The organism is Microbacterium sp. CH1, from assembly GCF_001595495.1.
Lineage (GTDB): Bacteria > Actinomycetota > Actinomycetes > Actinomycetales > Microbacteriaceae > Microbacterium.
The window spans coordinates 198,261-214,829 of record NZ_LOSO01000018.1 but is presented as its reverse complement, the minus strand read 5'-3'; the positions used below and the strand labels follow the sequence as shown (position 1 = coordinate 214,829).

The 16,569-nt window shown below is 72.7% G+C and carries 12 protein-coding genes; 2 read left to right on the top strand and 10 right to left on the bottom strand.

Annotated features, from left to right (window positions below; all coding sequences use genetic code 11):
• Nucleotides 1-79 precede the first annotated feature (79 nt).
• The 3 genes from AUV07_RS12160 to rsmI form a co-directional block, all read right to left on the bottom strand.
• Nucleotides 80-1,174, bottom strand: coding sequence for a LacI family DNA-binding transcriptional regulator (locus AUV07_RS12160; RefSeq protein ID WP_082802938.1), 1,095 nt, complete (start codon nucleotides 1,172-1,174; stop codon nucleotides 80-82).
• A gap of 212 nt (nucleotides 1,175-1,386) precedes the next feature.
• The gene (locus tag AUV07_RS12155; protein WP_197462143.1) at nucleotides 1,387-2,052 is read right to left on the bottom strand and encodes a class I SAM-dependent methyltransferase; all 666 of its coding nucleotides are present in this window, start codon (nucleotides 2,050-2,052) and stop codon (nucleotides 1,387-1,389) included.
• A 131-nt stretch (nucleotides 2,053-2,183) separates the two neighbouring features.
• On the bottom strand, nucleotides 2,184-3,005 hold the full coding sequence (rsmI, locus tag AUV07_RS12150; protein ID WP_062636470.1) for a 16S rRNA (cytidine(1402)-2'-O)-methyltransferase: 822 nt from the start codon (nucleotides 3,003-3,005) through the stop codon (nucleotides 2,184-2,186).
• 83 nt (nucleotides 3,006-3,088) lie between these two features.
• Between rsmI and AUV07_RS12145 the strand changes: the two genes are divergently transcribed.
• Nucleotides 3,089-4,645, top strand: coding sequence for a dolichyl-phosphate-mannose--protein mannosyltransferase (locus AUV07_RS12145; RefSeq protein ID WP_062636469.1), 1,557 nt, complete (start codon nucleotides 3,089-3,091; stop codon nucleotides 4,643-4,645).
• Nucleotides 4,646-4,679: 34 nt separating this feature from the next.
• Here the strand turns inward: AUV07_RS12145 and AUV07_RS12140 are convergent, their stop codons facing one another.
• The 7 genes from AUV07_RS12140 to AUV07_RS12110 all read right to left on the bottom strand — a co-directional run bounded on the left by AUV07_RS12140 (nucleotide 4,680) and on the right by AUV07_RS12110 (nucleotide 12,453).
• Entirely contained in the window at nucleotides 4,680-5,159 is a 480-nt protein-coding gene (locus tag AUV07_RS12140) for an Lrp/AsnC family transcriptional regulator (RefSeq protein ID WP_025105602.1), read from the bottom strand.
• Between the two features lies 1 nt (nucleotide 5,160).
• Entirely contained in the window at nucleotides 5,161-6,552 is a 1,392-nt protein-coding gene (locus tag AUV07_RS12135) for an amino acid permease (RefSeq protein WP_062636467.1), read from the bottom strand.
• Nucleotides 6,549-7,652 carry a histidinol-phosphate transaminase gene (gene hisC / locus AUV07_RS12130; RefSeq protein WP_062636466.1) on the bottom strand — a complete coding sequence of 368 codons (1,104 nt, stop codon included), beginning with the start codon at nucleotides 7,650-7,652 and terminating at the stop codon, nucleotides 6,549-6,551. The genes AUV07_RS12135 and hisC overlap by 4 nt, the downstream gene beginning before the upstream one ends.
• A gap of 165 nt (nucleotides 7,653-7,817) precedes the next feature.
• Nucleotides 7,818-9,620 (bottom strand): thioredoxin domain-containing protein, encoded by a 1,803-nt coding sequence (locus AUV07_RS12125; RefSeq protein WP_062636464.1) that lies wholly within the window; start codon nucleotides 9,618-9,620, stop codon nucleotides 7,818-7,820.
• A gap of 40 nt (nucleotides 9,621-9,660) precedes the next feature.
• Complete coding sequence (gene msuE, locus AUV07_RS12120) at nucleotides 9,661-10,230, bottom strand: FMN reductase (protein ID WP_062636462.1); 570 nt, start codon at nucleotides 10,228-10,230, stop codon at nucleotides 9,661-9,663.
• Between the two features lie 107 nt (nucleotides 10,231-10,337).
• Entirely contained in the window at nucleotides 10,338-11,174 is an 837-nt protein-coding gene (locus tag AUV07_RS12115; protein ID WP_062636460.1) for an aldo/keto reductase, read from the bottom strand.
• Nucleotides 11,175-11,229: 55 nt separating this feature from the next.
• Nucleotides 11,230-12,453: a heparan-alpha-glucosaminide N-acetyltransferase domain-containing protein gene (locus AUV07_RS12110; protein WP_231868261.1), complete on the bottom strand. Its 1,224-nt coding sequence runs from the start codon at nucleotides 12,451-12,453 to the stop codon at nucleotides 11,230-11,232.
• A gap of 66 nt (nucleotides 12,454-12,519) precedes the next feature.
• Here AUV07_RS12110 and hrpA point away from each other — a divergent pair, with 66 nt between their 5' ends.
• On the top strand, nucleotides 12,520-16,569 hold the full coding sequence (gene hrpA, locus AUV07_RS12105; protein ID WP_062636456.1) for an ATP-dependent RNA helicase HrpA: 4,050 nt from the start codon (nucleotides 12,520-12,522) through the stop codon (nucleotides 16,567-16,569).

The window sequence follows — 16,569 nt, the reverse complement described above, 5'->3', positions numbered from 1 at the left end:
GATTGTAAGCGCATACATTTTGAATCGGCAACCCCGTGGTGAGCCAGGAGACCCTTCGGGGCAGCGCGGTCGCGTCGGCTCAGGAGGGGCGCGTGGAGCTCTCGCGGAGGAGGATCTGGAGGGGCAGACGCGTCGTGAGCGGCGGGGCGTCCGGCTGGTCCAGCCGTCGCGCGAGCACCTGCACCGCCGCGCGCCCGAGCTCGATCATCGGCTGCCGGATCGTGGTCAGCGGGGGCGACACCAGGGTCGCCGCCTCGATGCCGTCGAACCCCGTGACGAGGACGTCGTCAGGCACCCGCACCCCCGCGGTTCGGAACACGTCCATGGCCCCGAGGGCCATCTGGTCGTTGGCGGCGATGAGCGCGGCGGGCACGCCCTCGTGCGCGAGTTCCTCCCCCGCCCGACGGCCGGAGTCGCGGGTGAAGTCGCCCCGGAGGATGCGTACCGCTGCCGCGTCGCGTCCCGCCGCGGCGAGCGCGGTCGACACGCCCTCCCACCGCTGCTCGGCGTCGGGTGAGTCGGCCGGGCCGGCGAGGAACGCGATCTCCCCCTCCCCGACCTGGGACAGCACGTGGCGGGTCAGCTCCCCCATCGCCTCGACGTTGCTCACCGTGACGTGGTCGTAGGCATCACCCCGCGGCGGTCCGGACAGCACGACCACCGGGATACGGCGCGCCAGCCGGGCGAGCACGGCGTCCGGCACGCTGCGGGCGAGCACCATGAGCCCGTCCACGCGGCCGGCCATGTCGCGGACGGTGGAGCGGTCGGGATCGTCGCGGCCGACGCCCACCATGAGCACGAACCCCTGCTTCCACGCCTCCAGCTCGGCGCCGCGGAGGACTTCGTCGAGGAACAGCATCGAGGAGTGCGGCGCGTCCTGTTCGTCCGACACGACCGTGAACGGCGGGCGGGCGGCGGCGGACAGCACGTCGAGGGGCGGAGCGTCCTCGGCGGCGTCGAATCCCGGGAAGTACAGCCCCAGCACCCCGGTCCGGCGTTCCGCGAGACCCCGCGCGCTCCCACTGGGGACGTACCCCAGCGCGGCGACCGCGTCGAGCACCCGCTCCCGGGTCACCGGACGGACGGCCTCCGGCGAGCGCAGCACGCGCGACACGGTCGCGATCGACACTCCGGCGCGGTCGGCGACGTCGTACACCGTCGCGGCCTTGCTCACGCGGACTCCTCTCGCTCGCGGGTTCTGGTTCTGGTCCTGGTCCTGGTCCTGGTCCTGTCAGCGTAGGACAGTCTCCCCCTCCCCTTGCCCCTTCCCCGCCCGCGCGCCGGCGCGGATTCGCGTCGGTGTCGCAGGGATGGAGTCAGTCTCTGCGACACGGTGCGGATCTGCGACGCGACGCGGATCTGTGACGGGGTAGCTGGACGGGCGGGTCAGGAACGGAGGGCGCGGAGGGCTCCGTGGGGGCGGGAGCTGATCTCGCCGGGTTCGCGCTCGCGGGTCTCGGACCATTGCAGCTCGAGGCCGGCCGCGGCGAGCAGCGGGGACAGGGCCTCCGCGGTCCAGAAGAACGCGGGGGCGACGGCATGAGGAAAGATCACCCGGGGTTCGCCGACGAAGTACCCGAGGAGCAGGCTCCCGCCAGGGGCGAGCACCCGGGCGAACTCCGCGAACACGTCCGGGAGCTCGGCCGGAGGCGTGTGGATCACGGAGTACCACGCGAAGACGCCGCCGACCGTGCCCGATGCCTGCGGCAGCGTCCGGAACGATCCGTGATGGAACGAGAGGTGCGGATACTGCGTCCGCGCCCCGTGGATGAACGACGCGGAGAGGTCGATCCCCTCGACGTCCCGCCCGGTTCCGGGCTCCGCGCCCTCACCACCATGCAGGAAGGCCGTCCAGTGCCCGGGGCCGCAGCCCGCGTCGAGCAGCCGCCCCGGGGTCTCATCGCGCCAGCGCCGGATGAGCTCCCGGTCACGAGGATCCATCAGCCCCAGGTCTCCCGCGACCTCCCGGTACTCCGCGGCCCTCGCGTCGTAGGCACACGCGACCGGGTCCTCTCCCCCGGGAGGTCGCAGACTCGGGCTCGTGTCGCACACGTCCCCCGCATCCCTGCGACCCCGGTGCGAATCTGCGGGGGAATCCTGTCCCGCGGGAGGTCGCAGATCCGCGCTCATGTCGCAGCCGTCCCGCGCATCCCTACGACCGGGGTGCGAATCTGCGACGAGGGTCACCGCGACCGCGCCGCGAGGGCCGCCTGATACAGATCCCGGGAGGACAAGCCGGTCAGAGCCGCGACCTCGGAGGCCGCATCCTTCAGGCGGGTGCCGTCCGCGACCAGGGCCTGCACCTGGGCGAGGGCGTCCTCCGGGGAGGCCTCCCGCCGCGGCGCCCCCTCGACGACCACCACGATCTCGCCCTTCACCCCGTCGGCGGCCCAGGCAGCGAGCTCGGACGCGGTGCCACGACGGACCTCCTCGTACAGCTTGGTCAGCTCCCGGCACACGGCGATCCGGCGGTCCGCGCCGAAAGCGGCCCCCATGTCGGTGAGGGTCGTCGCCAGGCGCGAGGGCGACTCGAAGAACACCATCGTGCGCGGCTCGGCGGCGAGGGCGGAAAGGGTCGCCCGGCGCTCCCCCGGCTTCCGCGGCAGGAACCCCTCGAAGGTGAAGCGGTCCGTCGGCAGCCCCGAGATCGCCAGGGCCATGAGCACCGCGCTGGGCCCCGGGATGGCGGTCACCGTGACCCCCTGCGCCACCGCCTCGGCGACGAGGCCGTATCCCGGGTCGCTCACGGTCGGCATGCCCGCATCGCTCAGCACCACGAGGTCGGTCTCCCCGGCGAGCGCGGCCAACTCCGCGGCCTTCTGCTTCTCGTTGTGGTCGTGCAGCGCGATCAGCCGGGGCCGGTTGTCGATCGCGAGGGCCTGCAGGAGGCGCTGCGTCGTGCGGGTGTCCTCCGCCACGACGATCTCGGCGTTCTCCAGCACCTCCACGAGGCGCCGCGACGCATCGCCCAGGTTTCCGATCGGGGTCGCGGCGAGGATGATCACCCGCCCAGCTTAGGCGTGGACCTGAGACGGGACCGGAGCCGGCATACCGGGAGCACAGAGCGGAGTGTGTCTAGGCTGGACCGGTGACCGCGCCCGAGCCCCTCCTGCCCCTCCCCGAGGAACGGCTCACGCGCTACGAGCGGCTCCGCGACCGCGTGCTGAACGCGCCGGACTGGGGCCGGGCGATCGGCTGGCTTGCCCCGCTGCTGGTCACCGCTCTCGCGGCGGTGCTGCGCCTGGCGAACGTCGGCCACCCGCACCAGCTCGCCTTCGACGAGACCTACTACGTCAAGGACGCCTGGTCGCTGTGGAGCCTCGGCTACGAGGGGGTGTGGGGTGAGAACGCGAACGACGCCTTCGTCACCCTGCAGGAGCTCCCACTGACGAACAAGGGCGCGTTCATCGTGCACCCGCCCCTCGGGAAGTGGCTCATCGCGCTCGGCATGGCCATCGGAGGCCCGGACAACAGCGCCGGCTGGCGTCTGGCGACCGCCCTGCTCGGTGCGGGATCGGTGCTGCTGGTCTTCCTGATCGCGCGCCGGCTGACCGGCTCGGTCGTGGCGGCGACGGTGGCCGGCACGCTCCTCGCGATCGACGGCCTGAGCATCGTGATGAGCCGGATCGCCCTGCTCGACGGCATCCTCACCTTCTTCGTGCTCCTGGGGGTGCTGTTCGTTCTCATCGACCGCCAGCGCACGATCCCCCTGCTCGAACGCCGGGACCCCGACGACGACGAGCACCCGCTGTGGGGACCGATCCTCTGGCGCCGTCCCTGGCTCGTCGCCGCGGGGCTCGCACTCGGCGCCGCCTCGGCGGTGAAGTGGTCGGGGCTGTACGTGCTCGCGGGCTTCGGACTCTACGTCGTCATCACCGACGCCCTCGCCCGGCGCCGCGGCGGGGTCGTCGTGTGGCCGGCGTCCGCGGTCTTCCGCCAGGGGCCGGTGTCGTTCGTCCTCCTCGTCGTCCCCGCGTTCGCGGTCTACCTCGCGAGCTGGACCGGATGGCTGGTGACGGCGAACGGCTACGACCGCGGCAGCGATCCGAACCCTCTCATCGCCCTGTGGAACTACCACGAGGCCATGCTCGGCTTCCACGTGGGTCTCACCCGCGGGCACCCGTACGCGAGCCCGGCGTGGGAGTGGCCCTTCCTGCTCCGCCCGACCGCCGTGTGGGTCGACAGCGACCCCACCGGCTGCGGCGTCGACCACTGCATCGGCGTGATCTCGGCGATCCCCAACCCGCTCATCTGGTACGGCGGCGTCGCGGCCAGCGTGTACCTGCTCTACCGCCTCGTCCGCGGCTGGATCACGCGGCAGCCGGTCGGCCCGGCGCTCAGCCTCCCGCTCGTGGGCCTCGCGGTGACCTATCTGCCCTGGCTGATGTTCCCGGACCGGACGATCTTCCAGTTCTACACGGTCGTGATGATGCCGTTCCTCGTGCTCGCGCTCACCGTCACGCTGCGGATCATCGCCGGGCGCCGGGAGGATCCGCTCCCGCGCCGCCAGTCGGGACAGCGGACCGTCCTGATCTTCCTCGGCGTCGTCGTCCTCGTCTCGGCGTTCTTCCTGCCGCTGTGGACGGGGATGAGCGTCCCGTACGACTTCTGGCGCCTGCACAACTGGCTGCCGGGCTGGGTCTGACCGGCGGGCCGGCCGGCCACACCGCGACCCCGGGTCAGGAGACCTCGTCGGCCACGTGCTCCACGAGCGGGAGCACGCGACCCGAGAGATGCGTGCGCATCGCGATGGAGGACGCGGTCCGCGCGACCCCCGGCACGAGGGCGACCCGGTCCAGCACCTCCTGGAGCCGCGTCGCATCGCGGGCGACGAGTCGAAGCTGCATGTCGCTCGCGCCGGTCACCGTGTGCATGTCGACGATCTCCGGCACCGCGTCCGCGAGGGCGGTCGCGACGTCGTCATGCCCCACCTTCTGATCGATCTCGACGAGACAGAACGCCACGACGCCGTACCCGAAGCCGGCGGGGTCGATGCGCGGCACGATCGCCTCGATCACGCCACCCTCGTGCAGGCGCGCGAGACGGCTCGTGGCCGTCCCCCGCGCGATGCCCAGCCGGCGCGCGCACTCCAGGAGGGGCAGCTGCGGCGACTCCGTCAGCAGCCGGATCAGCGCCGCGTCGAGGCGATCGATCCGCACGTCACTCCTTGACGATGCCGGGGCGGGAGACACCCCGCGTCAGGCGGGCGACGACGAGCAGCAGCGCGGTGAGCCCGAGCGTGAGCAGCAGCTGGATGCGCGCAGCCGGGTCGATCATCGCGAGCGCGATCACGGCGGCGAGCAGCACGAGGCACAGCCACGACACCCAGGGGAAGCCCCAGAGCCGCATGGGCATCGCCTCGCCGGCACGGTCGGCCCGCCGGCGCAGCACGATCTGCGAGATCGCCGTCGCCGTCCAGATCACCAGCAGGGTCGACCCCACGACGTTCAGCAGCGCCGGGAGCACCACGTCCGGGAAGGCCCAGTTCAGCCCGACGGTGACGAAGCCGAAGGCCACCGAGGCGAGGACGGCGACGAACGGCACGCCCTTGAGGCTCGTCCGGGTGACGGACAGCGGCGCCAGCCCCCGCTCCCCCAGCGAGTACGCCATCCGGGACGCCCCGTAGATGTTGGCGTTCATGGCCGAGAGCAGCGCGATCACCACGATGAGGTCCATCACGAGGCCGACGCCCGGGACGTTCAGGGTGTCCAGGACCGCCGAGAACGGACCGGCCTGCACGGCGGGGTCGTCCCACGGGAGCACCGCGACGATGACGAAGATCGAGCCGACGTAGAAGACCAGGATGCGCACCAGCACCTCGCGCACGATCCGGCGGATGTTGCGGGAGGGGTCGTCCGACTCGGCGGCCGCGATCGCGACGACCTCGGTGCCGCCGAACGCGAAGACGACGATGAGGAGCGCCGCGGCGATGCCGGTGATGCCGTGCGGGGCGAAGCCGCCCTCATCCACCAGGTTCGAGATGCCGGTCGCCGGCACGCCGGGGATGAGTCCGACGATCGCGCACACGCCGACGACGAGGAAGGCGATGATCGCGGCGACCTTGATCGCCGCGAACCAGAACTCGAAACGGCCGTAGTTGCGCACGCCGAAGAGGTTCACCGCGGTGAGCGCCACGACGAACACGAGCACCCACACCCACGCGGGGATCCCGGGTACCCAGTTCGCCACGATCCCGGCCGCGCCGGTCGCCTCGGCGGCGATCACGACGACGAGCTGGATCCAGTACAGCCAGCCCACCGCGCTGCCGGCGCTGCGCCCCATGGCCTTCTGGGCGTAGGAGCTGAAGGCGCCGGAGCTGGGGCGGGCCGCCACCATCTCGGCGAGCATCGCCATCACGAGCACGACGATGCCGCCCGCGACGAGGTAGGAGATGAGCACGGCGGGTCCGGCGATGCTGATCGCCTGCCCGGAGCCGACGAACAGCCCCGCGCCGATCGCGCCGCCGAGCCCCATCATGGAGATCTGGCGGCGGGTGAGGCCCGGGTGCAGGCCCTTCGTGGTCGTCGTGGTGACGGGGACCTCGGTGGTCACGCGCCCACCTCCATCAGGTCGGAGTCGAGGTCGGACTCGTGCGCGGCGTCGCCGGAGACCGCGAGGGCGGCTTCCACCCTGTCGATGTCGGCGGCGGAGCCGGACGAGATGCGGATGCCCTCGCCGGGGAAGGCGCGGGCGACCACGCCGCCGGCATGCAGGAGGGCGTCGAGTTCGGCGGTGCGCTCCCCCGCGGGTACCCAGACGAAGTTGGCCTGCGAGCGGACGGCGGGCCAGCCGGCGGCGGTGAGCACGGTGTACAGCCGATCGCGCTGCGCGACGACCTCGTCGATGCGGACGGCGAGCTCGTCCTCCGCGGCGAGCGAGGCGAGGGCCGCGGCCTGGGCGAGGTCGGTGACCCCGAACGGCACGGCCACCTTGCGCTGCGCCTCGGCGATCGCGGTGGGGGCGATCGCGTAGCCGATGCGGAGCCCGGCCAGGCCGTACGCCTTGGAGAACGTGTGCAGCACCGCGACGTGCGGGTGGCGGCGGAACAGCTCGATCCCGGCGCCGCGGCTGTCCGTGCGGTCGAAGTGCACGTAGGCCTCGTCGATGACGACGAGGACGTCGTGCGGCACCGCGGCGACGAAGCGCTCCAGGGCCTCGGCGTCGACGACCGTGCCGGTCGGGTTGTTGGGGTTGCACACGAACACGAGACGTGTGCGCGGGGTGATCGCGGCGCGCATCGCGTCGAGGTCGTGGCCGTGATCGGCATCCAGCGGCACGGCGACGGGCGTCGCGCCCGCGATCCGGACGAGCGAGGGGTAGGCCTCGAAGGACCGCCATGCGAAGACGACCTCGTCCCCCTCGCCGGCGACCGCGTGGATGAGCTGGGCGGCGATCTCCACCGACCCCGCGCCGACGGTCACCTGCGCCGGGTCCACGGCGTACCGGGCGGCGAGCGCCTCCCGGACCGCGGAGGCGCTCATGTCCGGGTAGCGGTGGATGCCGGCCACCCGGTCCTGCACGGCGCGCACGACGGAGGGCAGCGGCGGATGCGGGGACTCGTTCGAGGAGAGCTTGGAGGCACCGGCCGGGGCGGAGCGCCCCTGTCGGTAGGCGGGCACGGCGTCGAGACCGGCGCGGGCGGAGAGAGTCATCGTCAGAGCATCCTTGCTGTGATCCGAGAGGGGTCGCGTCACCCTAGAACGGATGGCGGGCGCTGGGCAAACCGTGCACTCGAAGCTGCGCATCGCGCGCACTCGACGGGCAGACGAACGCCGCGCGGTAGGCAGAATGCACAGCGCTGCGCCGGGGAGGGGCGCTCACCGTGCGCGCGAGACCGCGGCCGGATCGCTCACCGGCAGGCGACAGACGAAGGCGCGGCAGTCGTAGGCGCGCTCGGCGGTCGCCTCCTTGCCCCCGAACAGCTCAAACCCCGCGGCGGCGAACGCCGCGGCCTGCGCCGGCGTGACGACGGTGACGACATCGGCATCGGCCCCGCGGGCCGCGGCGGCGAGCGCCCCACCCGGCTCCTCCGTCACCACGACGAGCTGCCGCGGCGCGGTGGCGAGTCCGGCGGCGACCCGGAGCAGACTGCCGTGGGCGAAGGGCTGGGCGAGCGCCCGGGAGGCGAGGGCCTCCACCCGCTCCGCCGCTGCCGCGCGATAGCGGTCCCCCGCTCCCAGCCGCCAGGCGGTGAGCGCGGCCTGCGCGACCGCCGCCGTGTCCGAGGGGAGGTCGCCGTCGGTGTGGTCGGGCGAGGCGGCGATGCCCTGCGCGCGGAGCATCGGGTCGTCCCCCGCGGCGCCGTCCAGCGCTCCGTCGAGGAGGCCCAGGGCCGCGGCCGCCGGAGCGACGTCGCCCGTGGCCGCCGCGAGGGCGAACATGCCCTCGGCGAGCAGCGCGAGGTCGGCGGCCGTGGCGACCGCGGCGGAGGCCCGGCCGTCCAGCGATGCCCGCACGAGCGCGCCGTCGGCCCCGCGATTGGTGCCGAGCACGGCAGCGGCGGCCTCCGCAGCGGCGACGATCCACGCGTCGTCGCCGAGCGCCGCCCCCGCCCGGGCGAGTGCCGCGATCGCGAGGCCGTTCCATCCCGTGATGACCTTGCCGTCCACGGCGGGCGGCTCCAGCGCCGCGCGCTCCGCGACGGGACGGCGGTAGTAGCCCCCCTCGCTGCGGGCCCCGTCGATCCACGATTCGGAATCCTGCGCAGCGCCGAAGCCGCCGCCCTCCTGCCGCAGCGTGCGGAGCAGGAAGCGGGCGATCCCGCGGGCGGCCTCCTCGTCGCCGGCGTCGAGCGCGACCTCGAGCAGCTGGGCGTTGTCGGTCAGCATGCGCTCGTAGTGCGGCACCGTCCAGTCACGCCGGGTCGCATAGCGGAAGAACCCGCCGTCGGCGTCACGCAGATCCGAGGCCGCCATCGCCGTGAGGGCGCGCTCGGCCGCAGCCGCCGCCTCCGGCGCAGCCTCGCGGATGAGGGGCTCCTGGAGGAACCGCAGGGTCGTGGCCACCGGGAACTTCGGAGCTCCGCCGAAGCCACCGAACTCCGCGTCCTCCCTGGCGGCGAGACCGCGGGCGGCCTCCGCGAGGGCCGAGGCGTCCGGGAGGCTCGACGCCGTGGTCTCCGCCGCCTCGGCGAGGGCCGCGGTCACCGCGTCCGCGGATTCCTCGGCCTGCGCCCGTCGCGTCGTCCACGCCTCGCGGACCGCGGCCAGCACATCGCGGAACGCGGGCATCGGCGGTCGCGCCTCGGGTGGCCAGTACGTCCCCGCGTAGAAGGCGCGTCCGGTAGGCGTGGTGAACACCGTGAGCGGCCAGCCGAGGTTCTGCGTGAACGCCGACGCGGCGGCCATGTACGCCCCGTCGACGTGCGGATGCTCCTCGCGGTCGACCTTCACCGCGACGAACCCCTCGTTGATGCGGGCGGCGGTCTCCGGGTCGGCGAAGGACTCGCGCGCCATCACATGGCACCAGTGGCAGGTGGAGTAGCCGATCGAGATCAGCATCGGCACGTCCCGGCGGCGCGCCTCGGCGAAGGCCTCCTCCCCCCAGGGGTACCAGTCGACGGGGTTGTCGGCGTGGGCCCGCAGATAGGGGCTGAGGGTGTCGGCGAGACGGTTCGTCATGCTCCCACGCTACGCCGGGCTCACCGGCTCCGGACCAGGATCAGCCGACGAGCAGCTCCGCGGGACGGGACAGGGTGTAGCCGACGAGCGGGAGGGCCCGCTCGGCCGCGAGCGCGATCCGCGCACGCAGCACGTCCGTCGCCACCTCGTAGCCGTCGAAGTCGGTCGTGCTCGCGTACACGCCGAGCGGCAGCGTCAAGGCCTGGAAGAACGCGAACAGGGGGCGCAGCTGGTGCTCGATCATGAGCGCGTGTCGCTCGCCGCCACCGGTCGCGGCGAGGAGCACCGGCGTGCCGACGAGGGCGTACTGGTCCACGAAGTCGAACAGGTGCTTGAACAGCCCCGTGAACGAGGCGCGGTACACCGGGCTGCCCACGATGAGCAGGTCGGCGGTCTCGATCGCCTGCAGCTGCGCCTCCACCTCCGGCGGGAGCTGGTCACGGGTGAGAGCACCCGCGAGCGAGGGCCCGACCTGCGTGAGCTCGATCAGCTGCGTCTCGACCGGGGCGCGCTCGGCGACCGCGGCGGTGATCGCACGGAGGAGGGCGGTGGTCTTGCTCGGCTCGTGGAGGGAGCCCGAGACGGCGACGACGCGGAGCGGAGCTGTCATGGGCTCGACGGTACCCACGCGGACGCCCCGTGTCGCGTGAAGCGACACGGGGCGTCATGTGGAACGGAGACGAGCCGCGGGGCGCGGGCTCGGGAGCACGGCTCCGGTCAGTTGACCTCGTCGGGGTGCGAGCCCACGCGGCCGGAGCCGTCGAGCGGGTCGAGCGCGTTGATCGCGGCGATCTCGGCGTCGGTCAGCTCGAAGCCGAACACGTCGAGGTTCTCGCGCAGGCGCTCCGGACGCACCGACTTCGGGAAGACGATGATGCCCTTCTGCAGGTGCCAGCGCAGGACGGCCTGTGCGGGGGTCACGCCGTGGGCGGCGGCCGCCTCCGCGATCGCCGGGGTGCCGAAGAGGTCGTACTTGCCCTGGCCGAGCGGACCCCAGGCCTCGATGCGGACGCCGTTGGCCTCGGCCCAGGCGACCTCCTCGCGGCGCTGGTACGCCGGGTGCAGCTCGATCTGGTTCACGGCCGGGACGACGCCGGTCTCCTTCACCGTGCGCTCCAGGTGCGGCACGAGGAAGTTCGAGACGCCGATGCTGCGGGTCAGGCCCGCGTCGCGCAGCTCGATGAGCTTCGCGAACGCGTGGACGTAGTCGTCCTTCGCCGGGGTGGGCCAGTGCACGAGGTAGAGGTCGACCTGCTCCAGGCCGAGCTTCTCGAGGCTCTCGCCGATGGCGGCGCGAGGCTCGTCGTCGTGGTGGCGGTCGTTCCACAGCTTCGTGGTGACGAAGAGCTCCTCACGGGGGATCCCGGAGGACGCGATGGCCGCGCCGACGCCCTCCTCGTTGCCGTAGATCGCGGCGGTGTCGATGTGGCGGTACCCGATCTCGAGGGCCTCGCTCACCGCCTTCTCGGTCTCTGCCGGCGGCACCTTGAAGACGCCGTAGCCCAGCTGGGGGATGGAGTTGCCGTCGTTCAGTTCGAGTGCAGGAATGGTCATCCCCCCAGCCTAAGACCTGTGATGACAGGTGCGCCCGTGCGGATGACGAAAAGCGTCAGCGGCGAGGGACGGCGGCCATCGCGGCGGCGCCCTTTCCGATGAGGCGTTCCAGGGGACCACGTCCGACGAACATCGCCCACAGCGTCGTGACCAGCAGGAGTCCTACGGCGGTGAGCGCCCAGAAGGCGTTGTCCGCGATGAAGCCGCCGGGGCCGGCGACGAGGACGACGGAGACGACGTGCACGCTGTATGCCGTGAGCGGCATGGACCCCAGCGCGCCGAGGGGCAGCAGCGGCCAGCGCAGCGGACGGCTCAGGAGCAGGCACAGGGCGATCACCGCGAGGGCAAACCCGCCGGAGCCCAGGATCTCGGCGGTGCCGCCGCTGTGCGGGTCGACGGCGAAGACCGCGCGGACCATGGAGCCGAGCGGATCCGTCGCGGCGAGCGCCTCGGGGTAGCTCTCCCAGCCGGACGGCGGCATCACATCGTCGGGGATGAACGACGACGACAGGCTCTCGCCGGGAAGGATCTCGATGCTCTCGCTCCCGGAGGACGCGCTCGTCGAGGAGACGATCGATTCCGTCCCGCCCAGCCCCGCGCCCGCTCCGAGGGCACCCAGACCGTACCCGATCGCGGCGAGGACCACGGCGACGACGAGGGCGACGACGGCCGTGCGCAGCTCCTGCACCCGGAGCCGGCCCAGGGCCATGCCGCCCAGCACGAGAGCCAGCCACACGGTGATCGGATAGGTGCCGTAGAGCACGAACCCGATGCCCGCACCGAACGGCTGCAGCGCCACCGCGCTGAGCAGAGCGAGCAGCGCCGGACCGGCGAGGGCGAGGACGGCGGCGCCGAGGAGCAGCTGCCGGGGCCGCCACCGCAGCACGGGGATGACCGCGACGTAGAGCAGGCCGTAGAGGGTGAGGATCACGGCGATCGGCGTGTTGAGGAGCTCCAGGGCGAGACCGATCACGAAGATCACCGCGCCGCGGCCGACGAGGTTGAGGCGGATACTCGGGAGGCGTTCCCGCTCCGGCAGTACGTCGCGCCCGGTCATGAGGGCTATGGAGACGCCGGCGAGCAGCGCGAAGAGGATCGACGAGCGGCCGTGCACGAGGTCGGTCCAGGTGGTCGGGTCGCCCCACTCGAACGCCTCCGTCACGCCGACGTGAGCACCGGCCATGCCGAGGATCGCCAGACCCCGCGCGACGTCGAGACCGAGGATGCGCGGCGGCCGCCCGAAATCACGGAACCAGCGCACGGGGCGGAGAGCAGTCATCACCCGATGATCGTATGCGGCGATCGCGGCGACCCCGGTGTGCATCCCGGCATACGATGGAGGGCTATGTTCTCCCCCGTGATCTCCTACCCTCCGGAGCTGCCGGTCAGCGCGGCCAGGGACGAGATCGCCGACGCCATCCGCGACCACCAGGTCGTCATCGTCGCCGGCGCGACCGGATCGGGGAAGACCACCCAGCTCCCCAAGATCGCGCTGGAGCTGGGCCGCGAGCGCATCGCCCACACCCAGCCCCGACGGCTGGCCGCCCGCACGATCGCGGAGCGCGTGGCCGAGGAGCTGCGGGTCGAGCTCGGCACGCTCGTCGGCTACAAGGTGCGCTTCACCGACAAGGTCTCCGACGAGACCCGGATCGCGCTGATGACCGACGGGATCCTCCTCAACGAGATCCACCGCGACCGGCTGCTGACGCGCTACGACACGATCATCATCGACGAGGCGCACGAGCGCTCCCTCAACGTCGACTTCCTGCTGGGCTACCTCGCCCGCATCCTCCCGGAGCGCCCGGACCTGAAGGTGATCATCACCTCCGCCACCATCGACCCGGAGAGCTTCGCGCGGCACTTCGCCGCCGCCGACGGCACCCCCGCGCCGGTCATCGAGGTGTCGGGGCGCACGTATCCCGTCGAGATCCGCTATCGCCCGCTCGTCGACGAGGACGCGGAGCAGGACGCCGCCGGCGAGCCGGAGGACGAGGTGAGCGCGATCGTCGCGGCGCTCCGAGAGCTGGACCGGGAGGCGCCCGGCGATGTGCTCGTGTTCCTGCCGGGCGAGGCGGAGATCCGGGATGCCGCCGACGCCGTGCGCGCCGCCTACGCCAAAGACCGTTCGCCCACCGAGGTCCTCCCCCTGTTCGGCCGGCTCTCCGCCGCGGAGCAGCACCGGGTGTTCGAGCGCAGCACCGTGGCCGGCGTCCGTCGCCGGGTCGTGCTCGCGACGAACGTGGCCGAGACGAGCCTCACGGTGCCCGGCATCAAGTACGTCATCGACACCGGCACCGCGCGTATCTCCCGGTACAGCAACCGCTCGAAGGTGCAGCGGCTGCCCATCGAGGCCATCTCCCAGGCCTCGGCGAACCAGCGCTCCGGTCGCGCCGGCCGCACGAGCGACGGCATCGCCATCCGCCTGTACTCCGAGGAGGACTACGCGCGGCGTCCCGAGTTCACCGAACCCGAGATCCTGCGCACCTCCCTCGCCTCCGTCATCCTGCAGATGCTCGCGCTGGGCTTCGGTGACATCACCGCGTTCCCGTTCCTCACCCCGCCCGACTCCCGGGGCGTGAAGGCGGCGTTCGACCTGCTCACCGAGCTCGGCGCCCTCCGCCCGGCGCAGGGGCCGGACGACGGCCCCCGGCTCACCCGCATCGGACGCGACATCGCCCGGATGCCGATGGACCCGCGGTTCGCGCGGATGCTCATCGAGGCGGGCCCTTCGACAAGCTCAGGGACCCAGCGGGCATCAGGCCCTTCGACAGGCTCAGGGACCCAGCGGGGCTCAGGCCCTTCGACAAGCTCAGGGACCCAGCGGGGGTCAGGCCCTTCGACAGGCTCAGGGACCCAGGGGTCGGTGCTGCGGGACGTGCTCGCGATCGTGGCGGGGCTGTCCATCCAGGACGTGCGGGAGCGACCGGAGGAGCGCCGCGAGGAGGCCGACCGGCTGCACGCGCGCTTCGTGGACCCGACGAGCGACTTCCTCACCCTCCTGAACCTCTGGAACCACCTGCGCGAACAGCAGCGCGAGCTCGGCTCCAGCGCGTTCCGCCGTCTGTGCCGCAGCGAGCACCTCAACTACGTGCGGGTCCGCGAGTGGTTCGACGTGCACCGCCAGCTCCGGACGCTCGTCAAGAGCCCCGACCGCGGGGCGGAGCCGAGCGGCGCGGCCGATCCGGATGCCATCCACCGCGCGCTGCTCTCCGGCTTGCTGTCGCAGATCGGCGTCCTCGACGAGCGCACGGCCCCCGCGGGGAAGGCCCACTCTCCCGCGAAGGACGCTCGCCGCCGGATCACGGAGTACCGGGGCGCGCGAGGCATCCGGTTCTCGATCTTCCCGGGGTCGGGGCTGCGCAAGAAGAGCCCCCGGGCGGTCATGGCCGCCGAGATCGTGGAGACCTCCCGCACCTTCGCCCGCACCGTCGCCGCGATCGACCCCGCCTGGGCCGAGCCCCTCGCCGGCGACCTCGCGAAGCGCCAGGTCACCGAGCCGCACTGGTCCAAAGACGCCGGAGCCGCCGTGGCGTTCGAGAAGGTCACGCTGTTCGGGGTTGAGATCATCCCGCGCCGGCGCGTGCAGTTCGCCCGCATCGACCGGGCCGCCTCGCGCGAGCTCTTCGTGCGTCATGCGCTCGTCGAGGGCGAATGGGACCCGTCCCGCATCGACAAGCGGGTCAGTGCGTTCTGGCGCAGCAACGCCGAGCTCCGTCGCCGCCTGGAGAAGCTCGAGGAGCGCGAGCGGCGCCGCGACATCCTGGCCGGCGACGAGGCCGTCTTCCGCTTCTACGACGAGCGCATCCCCGCCGACGTGTTCGACGTGCGGTCGTTCGAGAAGTGGTGGCGCGAGGCGCTGACGACGACGCCGAAGCTGCTCGTGATGCGGGAGAGCGACCTCATCGACGACGAGGACCGCGCCGACCAGCGCGAGTTCCCGACCCGGTGGACGCAGGGCGACCAGGTGCTCGGCCTCGCGTACCGGTTCGAGCCGGGCGCACCGGACGACGGCGTGAGCGTCGTGCTGCCTCTGCCGCTGCTCGCCCAGATCGAGGACCGCGGCTTCGACTGGCAGGTGCCGGGGCTCCGCGCGGAGCTCGTCACCGGACTGCTGCGTGCGCTGCCCAAGGCCATCCGGCGCCACGTCGTCCCCGCCGCCGACTGGGCGGAGAAGTTCGGGGCGGCGCTGGCCGACGAGGGACCGGAGGCGCACGGCGGTCTCCCCCCGCGCACCCTCAAGGAGGCGCTCGCGCGGCTCGTGCAGCCGCTCGCGAACCAGGTGGTCACGGCCGCCGACTTCGACGACGAACGGGTGCCGGCGCATCTGCGCATGAACTTCCGCGCCGTGGACGAGCGGGGACGCGTGGTCGGTTCGGGGCGCGATCTCCGGTCGCTGCAGGCTCAGCTCTCCGACCGCGCGCGCAGCAGCGTCGCCCGCTCCATCGCGCGCCCCGGGCGTGCGGAGACACCGGGACCGCGCGGGGCGGAGCGCGTGGCCGCCGCTCCGGTCGAGCAGACCGGGCTGACGGCGTGGACGTTCGGCGACCTCCCGGCGGTCATCGACACCAAGGTCGCGGGCGGCGTCGTCCGGGGGTATCCGGCGATCGTCGATGCCGGCACGAGCGTGTCGGTGCGGGTCGAGGCGACTCCCGACGCCGCGGCCGCCGCCACGCGCGACGGCGTGCTCCGTCTCGTCCTGCTCGCGGTGCCGTCGCCGTCGTCGTACGTGCAGCAGCACCTCACCAGCCAGGAGAAGCTCGCACTCGCCGCCTCGCCGTACCCGTCGGCGGCCGCGCTCATCGAGGACTGCCGGGCCGCCGTCGCCCGTCGCGTCATCGACGCCTCGACCGGCGGCGCCGACGGCCGGGACCGCGGCGTCGTGCGCACCGAGGCCGAGTTCGCGCGGGTGCGCGACGCCGTCTCGGCCGTACTCGTCGACGAGCTCTTCGCCTGCGTCTCCCTGGTCGCGCGCATCCTCACGAAGGCGCGGGAGGTGGAGCGCGGCATCAAGGCGCAGAACGCGCTGGCGCTGCTCGGCCCGCTGAACGACATCCGCACCCAGCTCTCCGGACTGCTCCACCCCGGCTTCGTCGCGGCGGCGGGGGTCGACCGGCTCGCCCACTTCCCCCGGTACCTCGACGGCATGACCGACCGGCTGAAGACCCTCGCGAACGAGCCGGGCAAGGACCGCGCGCGGATGACGGAGTTCGAGCGGATGGCCGTGCTGTTCGCGGACGCCGGCGGCACGATCCCCCTCGCGCCCGACGCTCCGCCCGCGATCGTCGAGGTGCGCTGGCTGCTGGAGGAGTACCGGGTCAGCGTCTTCGCCCAGCGTCTCGGCACCGCGCAGCCGGTGTCGCCGCAGCGGATCACCAAGGCGCTCGCGGGGAAGTGA